Here is a 17,614-nt window from a genome sequence, read left to right as displayed (position 1 = left end):
CTACGCGATGGGTAGCGGCAACGCCTCACCGCTTGTGAAAATTGGCATCACGAAGAATCTTTCTCGACGACTGCTGCAGATTCGCACAATGTCCCCGCTTCCTCTCTCGATCATCTGGCAGCATGAGACGGAAGATTTACAGCTCGAAAGCAAACTGCACCGGCATTTCTCCGACCGCAGGCAACATGGTGAATGGTTCGACTTCAGTGGCCTCGTAGCAGATCAGGTGCTGGACAGTGCCGTCCTCCGCCTAGAGTCCAGCGTACCGACACAGTGCTCAAGCGAGCCGCCGGAGCCCCAGAAGGCATCGGGCCTTGATAGCAATTCGCCTGACTGCAACTGCGAACATTCCGTCTTGCGACATTCAGGGCCGAACGTCACAAGCGATCCGCCATATCCGTGCTCCGCAGATGGCGCTTACGGATTCGACTGCATCTGCCTAGGATACGACCCGGAACCGATGACAATCGAGAAGTGGTTCGGCCTCGGCTTGCCGCCGGACGCCATGAGCTTTCACCCAGCCTTCCAAGCCCAAAGCATCCGGTTCACCTCACCACTCCGCCCTGTCCTGGCTCGTGCCTTCCTGAGCGACCCGAGCGCCCACCCCGAGGGCCGCAGGCTCTCCCTCCGCGATGTCAGCCTCTACCTCACCGTCCTCGACCTGATCGAAAGGAACGGCTCGACGGACGCGGCCGAGATCGTCGAGGCGATCGAAGGTCGGCTGTCCATCAAGGCCGTTCAAGCAGAACTGGAGATCCTCCTGGAGCAGGACTTCCTGTGCCCAGTCCCAGAGCAGAAGACCATCTCGAAATGCCGTCCGATCTCATCGTGGAATCGCGACACGTCCGGCGATCACCAGGGTCCACGAATTGACGGTCACCGAGACCACCCGCCTGCGGTCCCAGATGACCAGACCTCCTAACAGGCCCGCAGGCAACGGCGAGCTGACGATGCCCGCCACCCACATCACCGTCCCGCTGCGCCACGTGGACCACTCCACTCGGCACTGGCCGGACCGCGGCGGCGGCCCGCCGCCACCGGCCTCACCATCAGCCCCGGGCAGGGACCTGGCCAGTGGACCGCTCGCCGGGCACTGGCCGTACGGCACCCGGCCAGCAGACTTCGCACCCGCGACCGCCGATCCGGGTACCACCAGGAGGAGAACCCCTCTATGCCGCAAACAGTCCGTCTGAACATGAAGATCGGCAGCCTCGACCTGCCCTCGGTCGGCTTCGCGTTCGGCGTCGTCCCGTCCGACCCCAGCCGCCGACGGATGGTCCGGGACGGCCAGCACTTCGCCGTGGAGATCCCCGCCGTCCTCGACATCCTCGCGGCCATCGAGGCCGGCACCGTCCCAGCCGCACGGGCCCGCACGGTGCTCCAGCGCGCCATCGCCGTCGCCTACGACGAGTGCGACGGCTTCGCCCACGAGTCCAGGGCCGACAAGGACACGCTGTGCCAGGACAACCAAGACGCCTGCCCAGGCTGCACCACGGCACGCGCGGACTTCGATGCCGCCCTCGCCGCATCGCTGCGCCACTGGCAGCTGGCGCAACGCTCCGACGAATACCCCTTCGCCGTCGGCCAGCGCGGACTCCACACCATCGACTGCCCCGTCACCCGCCGCTACATCCCCGAGCAGTACAACCAGCCCGTCCCCGGCACCGCCGAGTACGCACAGGAACTTCGCGCCGTCGCCCACAGCCGGCCCCACTGGGGCGAGGACCTGTACATCGACGTGGCCGACTGGGCAATCAACTTCCGCCCCCTCACACCCGAGGACGCCCGGGCCTGGATCGCCGAGCGCACCGGTCCCAAGGGCGGCCGCAACTACAACCGGTGCCGGCGTTGCGCCCCGACCCCGTGACAGCGCTCGTACTGCGGCCATCCACGCTGGCCTCCCCGATTCCGCGGCCCCGTACCGGTCTTCCGGCTGTGTTGCGACCAGGCGGTGTTCGAGCAAGTGCCGCACCGGTGTCCGGCCGGCCGGCAACGAGGGCCAGATCCGTGTCTCCCTGCTGGACGGTGTCCGAGTGGCCCCGCCGGACCGTTGACGAGAGTCCGGGCGAAGCCCGGATGCTGTTGGCGCTTGCCCTGTTCCCGTGCTGCGGGCGGCCTCCTCGGGAGGCGGCGGTCGGACGGGGAGCGGGCACGCGTGTAATTCAAACGGAATGTCGAATCCCGTAAATTGTGGGAAAGGGTCCATTCGAAAGTCCTGCCTGTCGATTCTAAACATTCGCACCGGTGTTTAAATTGTCAGTCCTTGTTTCTATTCTCCGGATATGGCGAATGGCGTTTTCCACACCGCGTACGGCATCGAGATCAACCTGACCATGCCCGACTTCGGCCATCCGGACCGGCCCGGCCTGCTGGAGGAGGTCACCACCCCGATCGACCAGCGCGAGCGCGAGCTCCTGGAGTGCCTGGAGCACCACCGTGACGGCGCCTGCCAGGCCGAGGAGGACGGCCGGTCCCCCTGGATGACGATCCGCCGCCGGACGGTCGGCGGTCGCACGGTCTGGGTGGCCGCCCACCTGCCAGTGCGCCACACCCCCACCGTCGAGGAGAGCGCGAAGCACCAGGCGATGAAGGAGCGGATCGCCCGGGCCGCCGAACGCCACGGCCTGCGCGCCGAGGTCGAGGCCCGCGCGACCGACGGGCGGATCCGCACCGATGTCCTCGTCACCGGCGACGACGGCCGGCGGATCGGCTGGGAGGCCCAGTACTCGCCGATCACCGCCGACACCGTCCGCCGCCGCTCCCGCGCGGCCGCCGAGCACGGGATCGTCCCGCTGTGGGTGACCGACACCGACCGCTCCGCAGTGGTCGAGCGAGCACCGTGGGCCCGGGTCGACGACTTCAGCTGGAAGGAGATCGCCTCCCCGCTCGCCATGGTGGTACGCGCCGGGGTGCGGCACCTGCAGCAGTGGAAGTGCCTGCCGAGCAGCGTGCGGCCCTGCCCGGTCAACGGCAGCTCCTGCGGCCGCTTCCACGCCGAGTGGTTCCTGCCCGCGCTGTGCCTGCCCGTGAAGGCGCCCACCGAGGTCGACCGGCTCGTCGTCGCCAGCGCCGACGGCGAGTTCGTGCCGATGCGCATCCCCGGCCAGCGCGACCCGCGCTCCGTCTCCCGGATGTGGGTGCCCGCGGCCGACCGGAACCGCTGGCACGACATGTTCGGCCCCGGCGAGGACGAGGACTCCCCGGCCGAACCCGGGGCCGCGGACGCCGGCATCACCTACACCCGCCAGGAACTCGATGCGACCTGCCGCTACGGCGAGGAGACCTTCACCTTCAACGACCCCCGGCCCCGGCGCGGCAACTCCGCCGGCACCGGCCTGCACACCTTCGACGAGGTCCCCAAGCGGCTGTTCACGGTGCCCCGGCAGGACCGCCGGCTCGACGCCACCGAGACCCAGCGCCGCCAGGCTGCCCTCGCCCACGGCTGCGAGCCCTGGCAGATCGGCCCGTGCGCCGGCTGCGGATCGCCGATCCGCCGCTACGGCGACGCCGGCTTCCACGCCTGCGAGGCCTGCCGAGCGAGGACTACCCGACGGTAAAGGCTCGACTGGGCACCGCTGGTGCCCGGTCAGGCTCGCCATGCCGGCGCGGCGTCGACCGGCCCACTCGCGGCAGTCCGTTGTCAGCCGTTCCTGCCTCGGAAGGCTCTGACGCCGAGGGCGAGAACGACGAGCGGCCACACCAGCGGGGAGTCGGGCGGCACCGTGCCGGGCAGCAGTGCGCCGCCGACCGAGCCGGCGCTGGCCATGGCGGTGCAGTTCGGCGCGGCTGGTCCATGCACCAGCTGGCCGCTCTCCGTCCTGGGGGCAGCCGGCCGCAGGCTCATCGGGTCACCGCCGCGGCGAGGGCGCGCTCGGTGTGCCTGTCGCCGCGGCGGGAGAGTTTGCGGCGAACTCGGTCGCCGACCTCGGCCGCCAGGCCGAAGTCGAGGGCGGCGTCGGCCCAGCTGCCCGCCGTCCACGTCGCCGCCCTGCTGCGCCACGTCGCCGAGACCGTGCGGATGTGGCGCGCGGGGCGAGGTGCCGCCGGACCTGATGACCACCACCCGGATCTACGACTCCGTAGTGCGCTACGCCGCCGACCTCGACACCGCGATCGCCGCGGCCGACACGGGCGGTCTACCCGGCCAGGGCGCGGACCGCCGCGGTGGACGAGCTCGCGCGGGACCTGGCCGACCTCGCCGCCGGCTACCTCGCCGACGGCGAGCCCGTCGCGCCGGGTCTGCCCGGTCCTCCCGCAGCGCACCGGGACCCGGAGCCGGTCGTGTGACGGCGCCCTACGTGGAGGTCGCGTCCCGCGCCCCGGGCGTGGACCCGGACGCTGCTGCTGTCGGCCGTCCCGGCCAACCGGATCCGTGCCACCCTCACCGCGCTGGCGCGGACCTGGCCGGTGACCGCACGCCGTTCCGGGCGCCCCGCCCGCCGCCGGCGGATCACCCCGCCCACCTGTGCCCCCAGCGCGATCAGACCGGCGGCCGCCAGGCCGCCGAGGCAGTCGGCACCGGCCGACAGCAGGAACTCGCTCACCGGACCTCACCATCACGGGCCGGAGTCCACAGCCGGGGGCCGTCGGCGCGTTGCTCGTCGCGCCGGCGCAGCTCACGGACCGCGCGGCGAACCTTGCGCCGCACCGCCTCCCCGTCCTTGTCCGGCCGGGTGCTGCCCGTCAGGGCGGCGGCCTCCGCCCAGGTGGCCACGCCAGGGTGGCCAAGGGCGAGGACGACGGCCCGCTCGCTCGGGGAGAGGAGGACCAGGACCGCGGCCAGGCGCCGGTCGCCGGGGACCTGGTCGAGCACGGGGTCGTCGGCGGCGGTGTCGGCCAGCAGGTCCCGAAGCGTCGCACCCTCGTAGATCGGGCTCTCCAGCAGGGCAACCCGCTTGTTGCCGTACGTCCGCCGCTCCCACAACGGAACCAGCTGCCGGTGGATCACCCGCGTCTCGTCGCGGAGCCGGTCGACAGCGGGCATCCCGAGACCGGTGCCGTCGTACAGCGGGGCGACCCAGTCGCCGAGCAGAGCGGTGGAGACCGCTTCCGTCCACCGCTTGCTGCGGCCGGCGCCCAGGACCACGCGGCCGAACCGTTCCAAACAAGTGGCGTCGGCCGTGCTCGCCGCGATCTCGCGGGCGGCACGCGCCGCGTGGATCCAAGCCAGCGAGGGCCCGGAACCGATGACCATCTGCAGCCCAGCCAGCTCGGAGGGCCCGGGGGGAACCAGAGGCTCAAAAGTCTGCAGGCCCTCGGATGTGCCAAAGGTGAGCAGCTCTTGGCCGTCCGCCAAGTGGTAGAGCCAGGTGTGCCAGATGCTGCCGTTCCGGCCGAGGCCGTGTGTCGCGCGTGTGGTGGTCATGGGGGTGTCCTCCGTGAAGCAGGGTCACCCTCTGGGCGGGGGAAGGCGGAGGAGCGGCAAAGAAACTCGGCCACCGACATGTGAGATGGGACACCCTCCCGGCCCCGTATCGGGAGCGGGTGGCCCCGTCGCTGCTGGTGCTAGCGCTTCCGTGAGGCGGGGACGATCGAACCGTCCTCGCCGCGCACCTTGAGGGGCGCGATCAGCTCGGGCTTCACCTTGTTCTTGCCGCGGTGCAGTTGGCCGGTCTCGTCGCGTTCCCAGTACCGGCCCCGGGCATCCGCGAAGGCCACGGTGACGGGCCGTTGCCTGATCTCCGGCTTCGAGACCTCCGGCAGCTCGATGACCCGGTCCTCCCCGGGCGGGACCAGGCCGACGAAGATGTTCTGCAGATCGGTCTCCCCGGAAAGCTCGCCTGGCTCGGTGGCCCGCCACACCAGTACCGTGTTGTAGATCGGCTGGTCCGACCCGTTGTGCACCACCAGCGAGTCGAAGCGGTACAGGTTTCCCGGGCCGAGCCCGGTGTCCTCACCGGTCCAGGCCGCCACCTTCACCGCGTACACCTCCTCGTCCGCCCGCTGGTTCCGGTAGCGGTTGTAGAAGAAGGTGGACAGCCCCACCAGCGCCACGACCACGCTGATGACGAAACCGGCGTAGGGGATCCACGGGGGAGGGGAACTGCTGGTGCTGCCCGCACCGGTGGCGAGCGCGGTCGACGCGTTGGAGATCATCACGACGCCACCGTAGAGGCCCCGCCCGCACCGGCCCCTCGCGCTGGAGCACGCCCGCAAGGAGGACGAGGCCCGCTGGCCCGCCGCCGTGGCGCAGGAGCAGAAGAACGCCGCGCGCACCTACGCCGCGCGGTACGCCGTGGCGCGGGCGCAGGACCTTCTGGAAGAGCCGCACCCGTCAGGCGTCGTGCCCCTGCCGACGGCGGAACAGGCCGCCGAGGCGGACCTCATCGGCGCCGGCGACGCGGTGGCAGCACGGTGGCGACACGATCCCGAGCACGCGGTCGCCCTGGCGCGCGAGCTCGCCGTGGACGAGATCCTCGACGCGGCAGTCGACTCCACCGTGCGGACCGCCATGGTGACGCTTCAGGACGCCGCCGCCGCGTCCGACCCGAGCACCGCGGCGCAGCGGTGCCTGGAGACCACCCCCCTACCTCGCCCTCGCAGTGGCCCTGGCGAGCGTCGACCTGGACTGACCGACCCTGCCCTGGCGCTCCCGGGCCAACCCTGCACGAGCTGCGTACCGCGCTGTCCCGCTACGGCCTACCCGGCGACCGGGACCGGTTCGAGCAGGACCGGGCCGCGCCTCGCCTGCCTCGCCGGACCACCGGGTACGGGCGGCAACCGGGCCACCATCGCGGCCCGCCGGATCCGGGCCTGGCTGGGCGCGGCGTGCTCCGCCCCCGCACCCGTGGCCAGCGCCAAGGGCTGCGCTGGACCAGCCCCTGCCGCCTGCCCTGCGCCGCCGGATCCGCCGTCAGGGCCGTGGCCGGCCCCGCCGTCGGCCCGTCAGCGCACCGGCCCGGGCCGTGACCGGCCCGGGCACTGGGCAGTTGCCATGGAAGAGGCGGGCCGGTACCCGTGCCGGGCGGAGTCGCCTGCCGATCCGGCCTGCACCCGGTACCGCGTACTGCCTGCTACCGAGCAGGTGCCGATGCCGCGACCCACCTGACGAAGACCTTGTTGCCCACCTTCACGACCCAGGAGCGCTGGCCAGGACCACCCGGTGCCCGCTCCCGCCGCCGGGCCGCAGTTCCGGTAGGGGCAGGCCCGGGCACCAGCTGTTGGACTTCGTAGGCATGGAAAGGGCCCCGGGGCCCGGTTCCGGCGGCGGCCGGAATTCCCTGACTGGCGCTGTGACCTCCATCGGCCTCGGCCGGTAGGTCGACCTGGGTGCCCGGCCCGGGTGGCGGCAGCGGCACGGGTACCTGGCCCACCGGAGGCCACCGTCGGCGGACCGGTACGGGGCCGGGACCTACGGCCCCAGCTGGGGTGCTTCCCGGAACCCGCGCCGCCATGCGTGGCTCGGGCCATCGGGTTGAAGGTCCGCGTGACCGCCTGCCTTTACTACCTAAGAAGGGACATATGCCCTGACCTGCGGTTTTCTCCTCGCTAGCGTCTGGTTTTCCAGACGTTGTGGCCGGAAAACCAGACGTTATGGCAGTGCTCGCCGAGGACACAGTGGCTCGACACGCTGCCAGGAGCCTGCGTTTCTCGGGCCATGTCCTGTAGGTTCTTGCCACTAAGGTCGGGTTTTCCGGAGCTAACGTCTGAAAAAATGGCCCTTAGCAACTTCAAGGCGCACCGGTCGTTGGACCGGGGTTGGACAGCGACTGCATGGTGAGGAGCAGGATGGCTCGCAGGGGCAACATCGCCCTGGTGAACCTGGACACGGGGGCGGTGCTGCCTGCGCCGAAGGCCCGGACGCCGCACACCATGGATGGCTCGTACACCCTTAATGCCTATACCGATGACGCGCCGCTGTATTCCCTGGCGCTGTCCGGTGCGGAGTGGGCGACGATCGACTGGGTGCGCTCGAATGGCGGGGCCGGTGCGGCGGTGAAGGTGACGGCGCTTGCCGTGGCGGAGGCGATCCTGGCGACTGAGACGACTGCGAAGACGGCGCTCGCCCGGTTGGTGAAGCTGAACATTCTGCTCAAGACCAGTCCCCGGAGCCAGACCTACCAGCTCAACCCGCGCCGCTTCTGGGAGGGCTCCGGTGACGCCCAGGTGCAGGCCTGCCGTCGGTTGGACCCGCCGCCGATTACGCCGGACGCCAAGGCGATCGCCGCTGCGAAGAAGGCCGCTGAGAAGGCAGCTGCCAAGACACCGGGTCCGCGCCGCGCTGGCGCGGCCCGGAGTACGACGAACGGAGGCACCCGATGAGCGCCGCCACCCATGGCCACCACGGTGGCTTCGATCCGGACAGCCTCGGCATGCCGCCCGTCTACACGTTGAACCTGTCGGCCAGCCAGCGCAGCGTCCTGGAATGGCTCACCAGCCACGGCGCCGTGTTCGCCCCGATCACGGCCGACGTCGAGGAGATCGCCCACGACTGCGGCACCTCAACGTCTACCGCATACGAGGCCCTGGCCCGGCTGGAAGCGCTCCAGTTGGTGGAGCACCCGGACCCGGGAAGTTACCGGGTTAACCCCCGTTTCTTCTTCGCCTCCAACCCGGAGATTCGTCGCCTGGTCGGAGAAGCGCTGGAAGCCCCCGAGATCACCCTCGATGCCCGCGCCGAAGGTCCCCGGAAGGTCGGCAACGTGGATGCCCGTCGCCGACGCACGATCAAGGCAGTCCCTGACCAGGAGTAAGGTCTGCAGTGCTCAAGCCACGAGCGCTACTGTCAGTGGTGCTTTGTAACGGGCTGTGCTGTGACGGATGCGTAGCCGTCCCGGTGGCCACCTCACCCGAGGGCGGGTGAGGTGGCGGCGGAGGCTTAGCCGCTTCGTTCTGCAGATCTGGAACAGCGGCCGACCCTGTTGGCCCTGCCAGCAGCGGTCTGGCCTACACGGCCCTGTCGGGGCTGCGAGACTGGTGATCATGACTGACCGTCGCAGCCTCTCGCTGCCCGCCTTCTCCGAGCCCGCCGCCGACGTGCTCCTGCCCGCCCAGTCCGGCGTGCGCCGGCTGCCGGTTGAGCAGGGCGCCGATTTCCGCCAGCCGCCCGGTGAGACCGCGGCCGTGCCAGCCCCGGTCCGTCGTCGGCTCTCGCCCGGCGGTCTGACCTTCTCCGACCCGGACCGACAGATCTGACTGGCACCCTCAGAACCCCGGGTACCAACCGAGGACGCCGAGGGAGGACACTGGTACCGGTCCCGCCCGCACGAGACGCCCGGAGGAACTGTGAGCGCAGCGCCCCTGCACGGCCACCACGACGGCCGGCAGCCCATCCCGCGTACCCAGGACGCTGTCGCCGCGGCCCTGCCGCCCGCGCAGAGGATGGAGTTCTACCGGGAGATGGGCGAGGCCGACGTCGAGACGATCGGCGGCGTCCTGAAGCGCTGGTGGCTGCGAGCGGAGCTCTACCGCGACCCGGAGGGCGACCGCATCCACGCCGCCGTCCAGGCCGGCACCGCCCCCGGCACCTCCGCCTCCGCCGTCCTGCGCCGACTCGGGGCCCAGTGAGCGACCACAACGGGTTCCCGGACGACGAGTACGACCCGATCACCGTCTCCCCGGCCGTCGAGGAGTTTCTCGGCGACCCGGGCACACCAGCGGACGTGTTCTCCGCCGTCGTGGCGTTCCTCGTCGACCTGCGCGAGAACCCCTTCCCCCACCTGAGCATGCCCGTCCCCGGCCGACCCGGCATGCACTCCGCGCCGCTGCGCCGGGACCTGGGCCTGGTGGAGTACGTGGTGGACGAAGGCCAGGATCCGCCGCGGATCTACGTCTCCAGGGTTCTGCGGGTCGACTGAGCAGACGGTCCTTGCTGTGCTGCGGGTCCGTGTCTCGGACGGCCGAGGAGATGGTGATGATCGGTCGTCGAAGGGGCGTGGACCCGCAGTCCGTTCAGGAGCCGTCGCCGCGCACCAGTCGCAGTGCCGGCCTCGCGTTCTGCCCCGCCTGCCCGTCCACCGGTCCCGTGAGGACCCGGCGTGCCCTGGCCCGCATCTGTTCCTTGCGTTCGTCGCTGGCTTCCTCGTCGCCCGCGTAGGCGACGACGTGGCGGGTGCCGGTGGTCTCGTCCTCCCAGCTGTAGGTGCGGTAGTTCGGTGTCGGCTGTTCTTCCGGCACGGGGACCTCCGGTCTTCGGGGGGACCCACCGTAGGCGACCTGGCAGTACCGGGGAAGGGCCGTGACAGCGGACAGCCGGCCAGGCAGCCAGCGCTGGCCGGCGGCTTCCTGTCCGGCCGTCGGGCACCGGAGCCGGCGACGTCCGCGGATCGGCAGCCAAGACGCGCCGCATGATTGCGGACCAAGACGGCGGTGCTGGCCCCGGGAGCGGCGATGGCCAAAGGGCGAGGCCCACTCGGAGCCGCCCGGCGCGGTGAAGGCCCTTCTCGGAGACGGGGCCGACGAGGTTCGGTCCCGCCGGTTACATGAACGGCCGAGCGAGGATCCGCAGCTGCTGTTCGGCGATGGCGCCCATAGGGCCGGCCGTTCCGAGGTGGGCCACGATGGTGTTCTCGAACAGGTCCAGCATCGACTGCGCCTCGTGCACCGACTGCAGCGTGAAACGGGCGTGCTTCTCGCGGTCGCCTCCCAACGCCGGTATCCGGCCGTCGACAACCGCATCGTGGATGCCTCTGCTCGTACTGATCTCGCGCCGATACCGCTCGCGCAGGAAGTCGACCATCGCCTGGGTGCCGTTCATCGCGTCATCGTGACGCACCGGCCGCCGGAGCGCATCCCCCAAATGAAAAAGCCCCCCGACCTGGTCAGGAGGCTTTAACGTTCAGCAACCCGGTAGCTTGCAAGCAGAGGCCAGGCGGGTCTTCGCGACAAGAATACGATGTCTGCCACCATGAATTAATCCACGACCCTGCCCCAGCTGCTGGAACAGCGCCTGTCGCCCCCGCGCTTCGGCCCCTACCTCGCCGCCGCAGGAACGCACGACGCCGCGCTGCGCCTGTACCAGTGGAACGTGGCCGCCTCCGGCGCGACCTACGAGGCCCTCCACCTGGTGGAGGTCGTCGTCCGCAACGCCCTGCACGGGGAACTGGAGGCCTGGCACGCAAAACGGAACCGCGGCGGTGACAGCTGGCTCACCACACCCCCGCCGGACCTGACGACCGAGGCGTGCCGGGACATCGCGACCGCGCGGGACCGGGCCCAGAAGGCGATAAGCGCGCGTTGCCGACGCACAGGCATCACCACCGTGCCGACCCCCACCGCCGACGACATCGTCGCCCAGCTCAACTTCGGCTTCTGGCGCTACCTCGTCGCCAAGCGCTACACGCACAACATCTGGGTCCACGCGCTGCGCCACGCCTTCCCCAACCAGCAGAACCTGCAAGCCGTGGAGAAGCCGCTGATGCGGCTTCACCTGCTGCACAACCGCATTGCTCACCTCGAACCGATCCACACCGAGGACCTTGCCGCCCGACGCCGGGACATGATCCAGGTGGTCGGATTCGTGGACCGGAGGGTTCAGTCGTGGTTCGCCTCGGTCGAGCGGGTCCAGGAGGCGGTGAAGAGCAGGCCTTAGCGGGGCCTGTCAGCGGCCGCCGGACCGAAATCGTGCTTGCCGGGCGGTGACGAGGGCGCGCCACCGTCCGCGGACGGCCTGGTCGCCGTCGTACCAGCGCGCACCGGAGGGGAACTGGAGGTCGCGGCCGGCCATGAAGTGGGCGATGTCGGTGTAGTAGGCGTAGTCGTGGTCGCGGGTGAGTTGGTCGAGGTCGCGGATCGCGGTGTCCAGGCCGGCGTCGTCGGCGAGGACGGCGTGGTGGAAGCACAGGGCGAGGGCGAGGGTGGTGCGGGCGGCGCGGACGCCGGAGGCGCGGACCTCGGCGTCGAGGAGGTTCGCGCGGTCGAGGAAGTCCTGGCCGCCGGTGCCGGCGTCGCGGATCAGGGCGGCGATGCGGGTGGTGAGGGTGGTGGCGCGCAGGTCGAGGCCGACGAGGAGCCGGGCGGCGAGGTCGAGGTCGTCGTCGGCCGTCTCGGGGTCGGTGAAGGCGCGGACGAAGGCGAGCTGGGCCTGGGAGGTGGCGGTCTCGCCAGCGACGGAGTGCTGTTCGGCGTCGGTGCGTGCGGCCTGGTAGGCGGCGGCGGCCTGGTCCATTTCGGCGTGGACCCACCACAGGTCGCCGAGGACGCGGTGCTGGCGTCCGGCCCAGCCGAGGTTCTGGGCGGCGGCGAGGGCGGTGGGGAAGTCGCCGTCGAGGCGGGCGAGGTGGGCAAGGCCGCGGCGGGCGGCGGGGGCGAGGCGGGTGGTGCCGGCGGCGACCTGTTGCATGCCCTGGCGGGAGGCGGTGCCGCGGCCGAGGTCGCGGTGGGCCTTGGCCCGGTAGTAGAGGGCCATGTCGGTCAGGTCCTCGGGCAGCAGGGCGCTGTCGATGATGCGGGTGAGGCGGTCGGCGGTGCGGGTGCGGTGTTCGCGCTGGCGGGCGGCGAGCGTGCTGAGGGTCTCCACCAGGGCGTCGGCCGGGGTGGTCAGGACGGTGGTACCGGTCGGCCCGGCCGCTGTGTCGCTGTCGGACAGGGCGGCGGGTGGGGCGAGGGGCTCCCACACCGAGTCGGAGACGTACGCCCAGGCCGCGGTGGCGAGCCAGCCGAGGTCGAGGCGGTGGTCGCGGGCGAGGACCAGGCCCTGGCGCAGGCAGGCGACCAGCAGCATCCGGCCGCGGCTGGCGCCGGCGGCCCACTGGTCGCCGATCGCGGCGAAGGCCCGGACGGCGGCGCCTGCCCAGTCCTGGTCGGACCAGCGGTCGTCGGTGCGGTCGTCGGCCCGGCGGATCGTCGAGCGCACCACGGCGTGCAGGTGGTAGGGCCACAGGGCGAGCGGGTTCTCGCGGACGAAGGGCCGTTCGGCCAGGCGCAGGGCGGCGGCCTGGTGTGCCATGCCGGCCGCGGCGGTGGCGAGCGGGATGTCGAAGGCATCCAGCAGGCTCACGGCGCGCAGTACGTGCCGTTCGTCCTGGGTGAGGTCCTGGAGGGTGCGGGCGACGAGGGCGGGGAAGTCGTGGTCGAAGTCGTCGGGCTCGGGTTCTCGGGTGCGGCGGATCTCCAGGTAGCGCATTACGGCGAGGTCCAGGTACAGGGGCAGGCCGTGGGAGCGGGCGGTGATGACGCGGCGCAGGTCTTCGCCGATGAGGGGCTGGCCGTCGGCGGTGGTGAGGCGGCGGGTGAGGTAGTCCTCGCAGTCCTCGGGGCTGAAGTCGCCGATCAGGATCTGTCGGTCGGCCGCCGTCCCGGTGTCGGCCGGGGCGAGCCCGGGCTCGGGCTCGGCGGTGGTGCGGGCGGCGGGGATGTGGCCGGCGAGCTGTGGCCAGGCGGCGGGCCCGGTGTAGTCGAGCTGCCCCTGCAGCGCGTCGTCGGCCCACTGCAGCCGGGAGCGGCCGGTGACGACGAACAGGGCGTTCGGCATCAGCCACACCACGCGCTGGATCAGGCGCTCCAGGTCGCGGTTGGTGCGGTCGCCGGTGTCCTCGAAGGTGTCCAGCAGCACCACCGGCACGACCGCCTGCTTCGCGGGCAGCCGGTCGATCTCGTAAGCGAGCAGATGCGGGTAGAAGGCCAGCGCGTCCAGGTCCGGGTCCGCCTCCAGCAGGTCCGCCAGCCGTGGACACCCGGCCAGAGCGCGGGCGGTGGTACGGCGCTCGCGCACCGCCCGCACGACGGCGGTGGCGACCTGCCCGACCGCGGAGCCGACCACGCCGGGCAGCGCGAGCTCCTCGGCGGCCTTCGACAACGCGGCCTGCACCTGGCCCGGCAGCGCCTTGGCGAAGCGGCTCACCAGCCCGGCACGGCGCAAGTACTCCTCCAGGCTCTCGCCGGGGTGGTTGTGCTCCCAGTACCGGCCGAGCGCGATGTCGAACGCCGGCAGAGCGCGGTCCAGACCGGCCAGCGCGAGGCGCAGGGTGAGGACCAGGCGCTCGAAGTCCGTCCCGGCGGAGCGCGCGAGGTCGATGCGCACCGGCAGCAGCCGCGGTGCCTGCGGCCAGACGGGCTCGCCCCACTGCGCCGGGCGCCGTCCGGACTCGCCGAGAGCCGCTTCCAGCTTCCGCGACAACGTCGTCTTGCCAACGCCGCCGATGCCGTGGAACACGAGGACGTTGCGTCGCGCCGCTTCCAGCTCCTGGACGTCGAAGCCGTCGGCGGCCACGTGGGCCAGGTGTTCGGTGATCGCGGCCGCGACCCGTGCCCACTGCCCTTCCCGGTTGGTGAACGCCTCCTCGGCGCCAAGGCTCCGGTCGTTCGACCCGAACAGCGCCCGCAGATCCCGCCCCGCCATCGACGACTCCCCCTCCGCACCGATCTGACCAGGCATCAACCTACGCCCAAACGGGCCGCACCGGCCGAGGGCGGGCGAGACCGGGCGGGGACCGTAGGCTCCGACCTGTCAGAACGCGCTGGCCTGCGCACTTTTCGAGAACGAGGCGGATTGCCGTGCACGACCCTGAACTCCCTGACCACCACTCTCCGGTCGGCGCCGGCTCCGGTACGCCCGGCAGTACCGGAGGTGACGATGCCCGCGGCCGGATCGCGGAGAAGATCGAGGAAGTTGCGGCCTGGTACGCCGAGCAGATCCGTGCCGAACGCCGGCGCCCGGCGCCCGCCCAGGCGCGCGTCGCGCGGCTGCTGGCCGAGCGTGCCGCCTGCGTCGATGCGTTGCGCGACCTGCCGGAGATGACCGGGGAGGAGCTGGGGCGGATCGAGGCCGACTACGACGCCAGGCTCAGCGAGATCACCGGGGCGTAGGAGCGTGGCGCCGAGAGCGCGGCGCCGGGAGCGCGGCGGGCGGGGCGAAGGCGAGGCGGCCGGGCTGGAGCGCGGGCGGCAGCAGCGGCCAAGCGAGGCGGGTGATCGCGTCGACGTCCCGCCGGTACTGCGGCAGCGCGGCGCGCAGCTCGCGCTGGTGGGCGAGGAACTGCCGGGCTTCCTGCTCGCTGTAGGGCCGCACCTGCCCGGCTCGGGCGGCGAGTGCGGCACCGGCCCGGCCGGTCCACCGGCCGTTGGGGCCGAGCGTGTTGCGGAAGACGGCGGCGCCGTCGCGCCGGACCACGCTGAGGTGGTCGACCAGGTGCTGCTCCTCGACGGCCTGGACGCACTCCAGCACCGCCGCCAGACACTGGTGGTGCCCGCTGGCGGTGGTGAACCGGCCCGGGCGGGTGCCGCCTCGGCTGACCTCGGCGTAGCGCAGGGCGGTGCCCTGGCAGCTGTCGGCCGCGCGCACGTCCAGCACCAGCAACTCGACGCGGTACCCGGCCCGCCGCCAGGCGGCAGCGTCGTCGAGGAAGGCGTGCGCGCTGCCGGGGGCGACCTCGATCACCGCGTCCGCGCGCCGCTCCCGCACGTACGCCTCAGCCCGGGCCTGCCACGCCTTGTAGTCCGCGCGGATCCGGGCGGACGCGGTGCGCGGGTGCTCGCGCAGCAGCCGGAAGTAGTCCGGGTGGGCCGCCTTGAACAGTTCGCCGGAGATCCACACCGGCCTCCGACTGCGCAGCGCCCGGCGTACCATCATCGTCGCCCGGGTCTTGCCCGCCCCGGGCGCCCCCATCACGTACACGACGACGGGCCGCTCCTGCGCCACGATCTCCCCGAGATCCGGGACGATCAGGTTTCGGAACGTCCACTCGTGCTCGTCGGCGGACAGCCGGTGGTAGTCGACACCGGGTGGCCCGGGAACCGGCTGGGCGGTGCGCCGCACCGGCTCGGCCAGCGCCGCGCACCGCTCGGTGTCCCGTGCGACAGCCAGTACCTGGTCGGTCGGAAGCCGGGTCTGCGCCCGCACCAGTGCGTGCTCTGCATCGGCGAGGGCCCGGCGGAAGGACGCGGTCTCTACCGCGTCCCACCACCTGGCCTGCTCGGTTTCCACTGCTCGGGCCGCTTCGGGCGGCCGTGTCCAGCTTCCGTCGACGAGTTCGTTGCCGTACAGGGGTTCCAGGCCGCGCCGTACGACGGTGACGCGGTCCACCAGGTGCTCGGACTCCAGCACGTCCAGGGTCCGGGCCAGCTGTTGGGCGCACTGGTCGTGGTTGGCCCAGGACACCCAGCGCCCGGCACTGTCCCCGTGGCCGATATAGCGCTCCAGCACCCCCAGCTGGCTGACCGCCGATGCGCAGGCCAGCGCGACCACCTCGATCCGGTGCCCGGCCGCCCGGTACGCCAGTGCCTGGGCCCGGGCTTCTTCGGGGTCGGAGAGCGCGGTCTCCACCACCGCGTCGAGCCGGTGGGCGCGCACGTGCTTCTCCACCTCGGCCTGCCAGCGGCGGGTGTCGGCGCGGACGTGGACACCCGCCGTCCGCACGTCCTTGGCGAGCAGATCCCGGTAGTGCCGGTGCGCGGCCTTGTACAGGTCGGCGCCGACGCGCACGGCGCCGCCGCGCTGGCCCAGGACCGGCAGCAGCAGATCGCCGAGGGTGGTCTTCCCACTGCCGGGCGGCCCGGCGACGAGCAGTACCACCGGCTCCTCCTGCGGTACTGCCCCGCTGGTCCAGGCGGGAAGGATCACCTGGTTCAGGATCCGGTTGCTCTCGGCGCCCGGCAGGACCAGCGGGAGGTTCTCCTGTTGCTCGCGCACCCCAGGGCTCCGATCGTCTCGTGCATAGTCGATAGATGAGGCGGTAAGTCGTGCCAACTATCGACTCTCGCGTGCAGCATAGACGTCAGATACCCTTGCCGCTAAGTCGATCCGGGTATTGGGAGGGTGGATGATCCACATCAAGCTGGGCCCCAGGGCCGCGGCCAAGACGGACGATCCCCTCGGCCGCAACCACATCGGCTGGGAACTCGGGATGACCGACGAGCAGACCTACGAGGCGGGCCGCGGCGCCTGGGTCCTCGGCGCCAAGGCCGACCGTCAGCGCTACATGCTCATCGCCGCCGAAGGCGTCGTACAACAGGCCATCGAGATCCACCGCCTGGTCCAAGCCACCAGCAGTCGCCGCGCAGCCGAGGGAGCCGTCTTGACTGTGGGCCACCCCGTCCACGACACCTACGTCGGCAAGCCCTCTCCGGTGCCGGCGTCCGCGCGCAATCCCGTCACCTACATCGACTCCGCATTCGACGCGAAGGCCTGCGCGTGCGGCTGCGGCGAGAGCACCACCACCGGCTGGTTCGTCCCTGGCCACGACCAGAAAGCCCTTCACGAACGCGTAGCCCGGATCGGCACGGTCTACGAGTTCATCCAGTGGTTCGACCGCACCCACCCGGGCAACCAGGCAGACTGACCGGCCGGACGAATCGCGGCCCTCGGGTATTCCGCGCCACAGGCCCGCGCCACCCGGGCCTTTCCCGCTGCGCCGGCTGCGGCGAGCGGCTGGCGCAGCGGGTCTCCGGGTTGTGCGGGCCCTGCCACCGTGCCCAGCAGCGCTCTGGCGACCCGGGATCAGACGCCCATGGATGACGTCTCCCCCGAGGAGGCGTGCATAGCGCTCGGCCTGATGTACCGCACCGGCGCGACCCGGATCGCGGCGTCGCCGGGCCCCGGCCCCGGCGACGCCGTGACAGGCCCTCAGGGCCCCCGTAGCGGTCCGCCCGCACCCCGGGTCGCACGTGCCCGCTGCGCCCCGTCACTCATTAGAGTGACCTCGTGCGTAATTCATGGAATATCTCCATCAATGATGGA

General features: G+C 71.5%; 19 protein-coding genes. 12 read left to right on the top strand and 7 right to left on the bottom strand.

Translation table 11 applies throughout. The features are described from left to right. The first annotated feature begins 7 nt into the window (after positions 1-7). The 3 genes from ACGFSC_RS41525 (at position 8) to ACGFSC_RS41515 (ending at position 3,557) form a co-directional block, all read left to right on the top strand. The gene (locus tag ACGFSC_RS41525; RefSeq protein ID WP_359908654.1) at positions 8-922 is read left to right on the top strand and encodes a GIY-YIG nuclease family protein; all 915 of its coding nucleotides are present in this window, start codon (positions 8-10) and stop codon (positions 920-922) included. 249 nt (positions 923-1,171) lie between these two features. Then, on the top strand, positions 1,172-1,867 hold the full coding sequence (locus ACGFSC_RS41520; protein WP_359908657.1) for a hypothetical protein: 696 nt from the start codon (positions 1,172-1,174) through the stop codon (positions 1,865-1,867). Between the two features lie 415 nt (positions 1,868-2,282). After that, positions 2,283-3,557: a hypothetical protein gene (locus ACGFSC_RS41515; RefSeq protein WP_359908660.1), complete on the top strand. Its 1,275-nt coding sequence runs from the start codon at positions 2,283-2,285 to the stop codon at positions 3,555-3,557. An 83-nt stretch (positions 3,558-3,640) separates the two neighbouring features. On the opposite strand, the gene ACGFSC_RS41510 is transcribed toward ACGFSC_RS41515, so the two are convergent. After that, positions 3,641-3,799 (bottom strand): hypothetical protein, encoded by a 159-nt coding sequence (locus tag ACGFSC_RS41510; protein ID WP_359908663.1) that lies wholly within the window; start codon positions 3,797-3,799, stop codon positions 3,641-3,643. A 365-nt stretch (positions 3,800-4,164) separates the two neighbouring features. On the opposite strand from ACGFSC_RS41510, the gene ACGFSC_RS41505 reads away from it, so the two are divergent. Further along, the gene (locus ACGFSC_RS41505; RefSeq protein ID WP_359908665.1) at positions 4,165-4,287 is read left to right on the top strand and encodes a hypothetical protein; all 123 of its coding nucleotides are present in this window, start codon (positions 4,165-4,167) and stop codon (positions 4,285-4,287) included. 253 nt (positions 4,288-4,540) lie between these two features. Here ACGFSC_RS41505 and ACGFSC_RS41500 read toward each other — a convergent pair whose 3' ends face one another. After that, complete coding sequence (locus ACGFSC_RS41500; RefSeq protein WP_359908668.1) at positions 4,541-5,365, bottom strand: hypothetical protein; 825 nt, start codon at positions 5,363-5,365, stop codon at positions 4,541-4,543. 140 nt (positions 5,366-5,505) lie between these two features. Next, the gene (locus ACGFSC_RS41495) at positions 5,506-6,099 is read right to left on the bottom strand and encodes a hypothetical protein (RefSeq protein ID WP_359908671.1); all 594 of its coding nucleotides are present in this window, start codon (positions 6,097-6,099) and stop codon (positions 5,506-5,508) included. Between the two features lie 1,656 nt (positions 6,100-7,755). Here ACGFSC_RS41495 and ACGFSC_RS41490 point away from each other — a divergent pair. The 5 genes from ACGFSC_RS41490 (at position 7,756) to ACGFSC_RS41470 (ending at position 9,797) form a co-directional block, all read left to right on the top strand. Beyond that, complete coding sequence (locus ACGFSC_RS41490; protein ID WP_359908674.1) at positions 7,756-8,262, top strand: MarR family transcriptional regulator; 507 nt, start codon at positions 7,756-7,758, stop codon at positions 8,260-8,262. After that, positions 8,259-8,693, top strand: a complete 435-nt coding sequence (locus ACGFSC_RS41485; protein ID WP_359908677.1) for a MarR family transcriptional regulator — start codon at positions 8,259-8,261, stop codon at positions 8,691-8,693. Before ACGFSC_RS41490 ends, ACGFSC_RS41485 begins: the two co-directional genes overlap by 4 nt. A 229-nt stretch (positions 8,694-8,922) precedes the next feature. Next, positions 8,923-9,135, top strand: a complete 213-nt coding sequence (locus ACGFSC_RS41480) for a hypothetical protein (RefSeq protein ID WP_359908680.1) — start codon at positions 8,923-8,925, stop codon at positions 9,133-9,135. 90 nt (positions 9,136-9,225) lie between these two features. Further along, complete coding sequence (locus tag ACGFSC_RS41475) at positions 9,226-9,507, top strand: hypothetical protein (protein WP_359908683.1); 282 nt, start codon at positions 9,226-9,228, stop codon at positions 9,505-9,507. Beyond that, positions 9,504-9,797 carry a hypothetical protein gene (locus ACGFSC_RS41470; RefSeq protein ID WP_359908686.1) on the top strand — a complete coding sequence of 98 codons (294 nt, stop codon included), beginning with the start codon at positions 9,504-9,506 and terminating at the stop codon, positions 9,795-9,797. Before ACGFSC_RS41475 ends, ACGFSC_RS41470 begins: the two co-directional genes overlap by 4 nt. Positions 9,798-9,891: 94 nt before the next feature. Here ACGFSC_RS41470 and ACGFSC_RS41465 read toward each other — a convergent pair whose 3' ends face one another. After that, entirely contained in the window at positions 9,892-10,116 is a 225-nt protein-coding gene (locus ACGFSC_RS41465) for a hypothetical protein (protein ID WP_359908688.1), read from the bottom strand. A 301-nt stretch (positions 10,117-10,417) separates the two neighbouring features. Continuing rightward, complete coding sequence (locus tag ACGFSC_RS41460) at positions 10,418-10,696, bottom strand: hypothetical protein (RefSeq protein WP_359908691.1); 279 nt, start codon at positions 10,694-10,696, stop codon at positions 10,418-10,420. Positions 10,697-10,966: 270 nt separating this feature from the next. Between ACGFSC_RS41460 and ACGFSC_RS41455 the strand changes: the two genes are divergently transcribed. After that, the gene (locus tag ACGFSC_RS41455; protein ID WP_359908694.1) at positions 10,967-11,530 is read left to right on the top strand and encodes a hypothetical protein; all 564 of its coding nucleotides are present in this window, start codon (positions 10,967-10,969) and stop codon (positions 11,528-11,530) included. 9 nt (positions 11,531-11,539) lie between these two features. Here ACGFSC_RS41455 and ACGFSC_RS41450 read toward each other — a convergent pair whose 3' ends face one another. Next, entirely contained in the window at positions 11,540-14,278 is a 2,739-nt protein-coding gene (locus tag ACGFSC_RS41450) for an ATP/GTP-binding protein (RefSeq protein WP_359908696.1), read from the bottom strand. A gap of 155 nt (positions 14,279-14,433) precedes the next feature. Between ACGFSC_RS41450 and ACGFSC_RS41445 the strand changes: the two genes are divergently transcribed. Then, positions 14,434-14,745, top strand: coding sequence for a hypothetical protein (locus ACGFSC_RS41445; RefSeq protein WP_359908699.1), 312 nt, complete (start codon positions 14,434-14,436; stop codon positions 14,743-14,745). On the opposite strand, the gene ACGFSC_RS41440 is transcribed toward ACGFSC_RS41445, so the two are convergent. Then, entirely contained in the window at positions 14,732-16,567 is a 1,836-nt protein-coding gene (locus ACGFSC_RS41440) for a zeta toxin family protein (protein WP_359908701.1), read from the bottom strand. The genes ACGFSC_RS41445 and ACGFSC_RS41440 overlap by 14 nt on opposite strands. Before the next feature lie 130 nt (positions 16,568-16,697). Here ACGFSC_RS41440 and ACGFSC_RS41435 point away from each other — a divergent pair, with 130 nt between their 5' ends. Then, entirely contained in the window at positions 16,698-17,216 is a 519-nt protein-coding gene (locus ACGFSC_RS41435; RefSeq protein WP_359908704.1) for a hypothetical protein, read from the top strand. Positions 17,217-17,614 lie beyond the last annotated feature (398 nt).

It is taken from the genome of Kitasatospora sp. NPDC048715 (assembly GCF_043198905.1).
GTDB lineage: Bacteria > Actinomycetota > Actinomycetes > Streptomycetales > Streptomycetaceae > Kitasatospora > Kitasatospora lactacystinica.
This window is presented reverse-complemented; position numbering and strand designations above follow the sequence as displayed.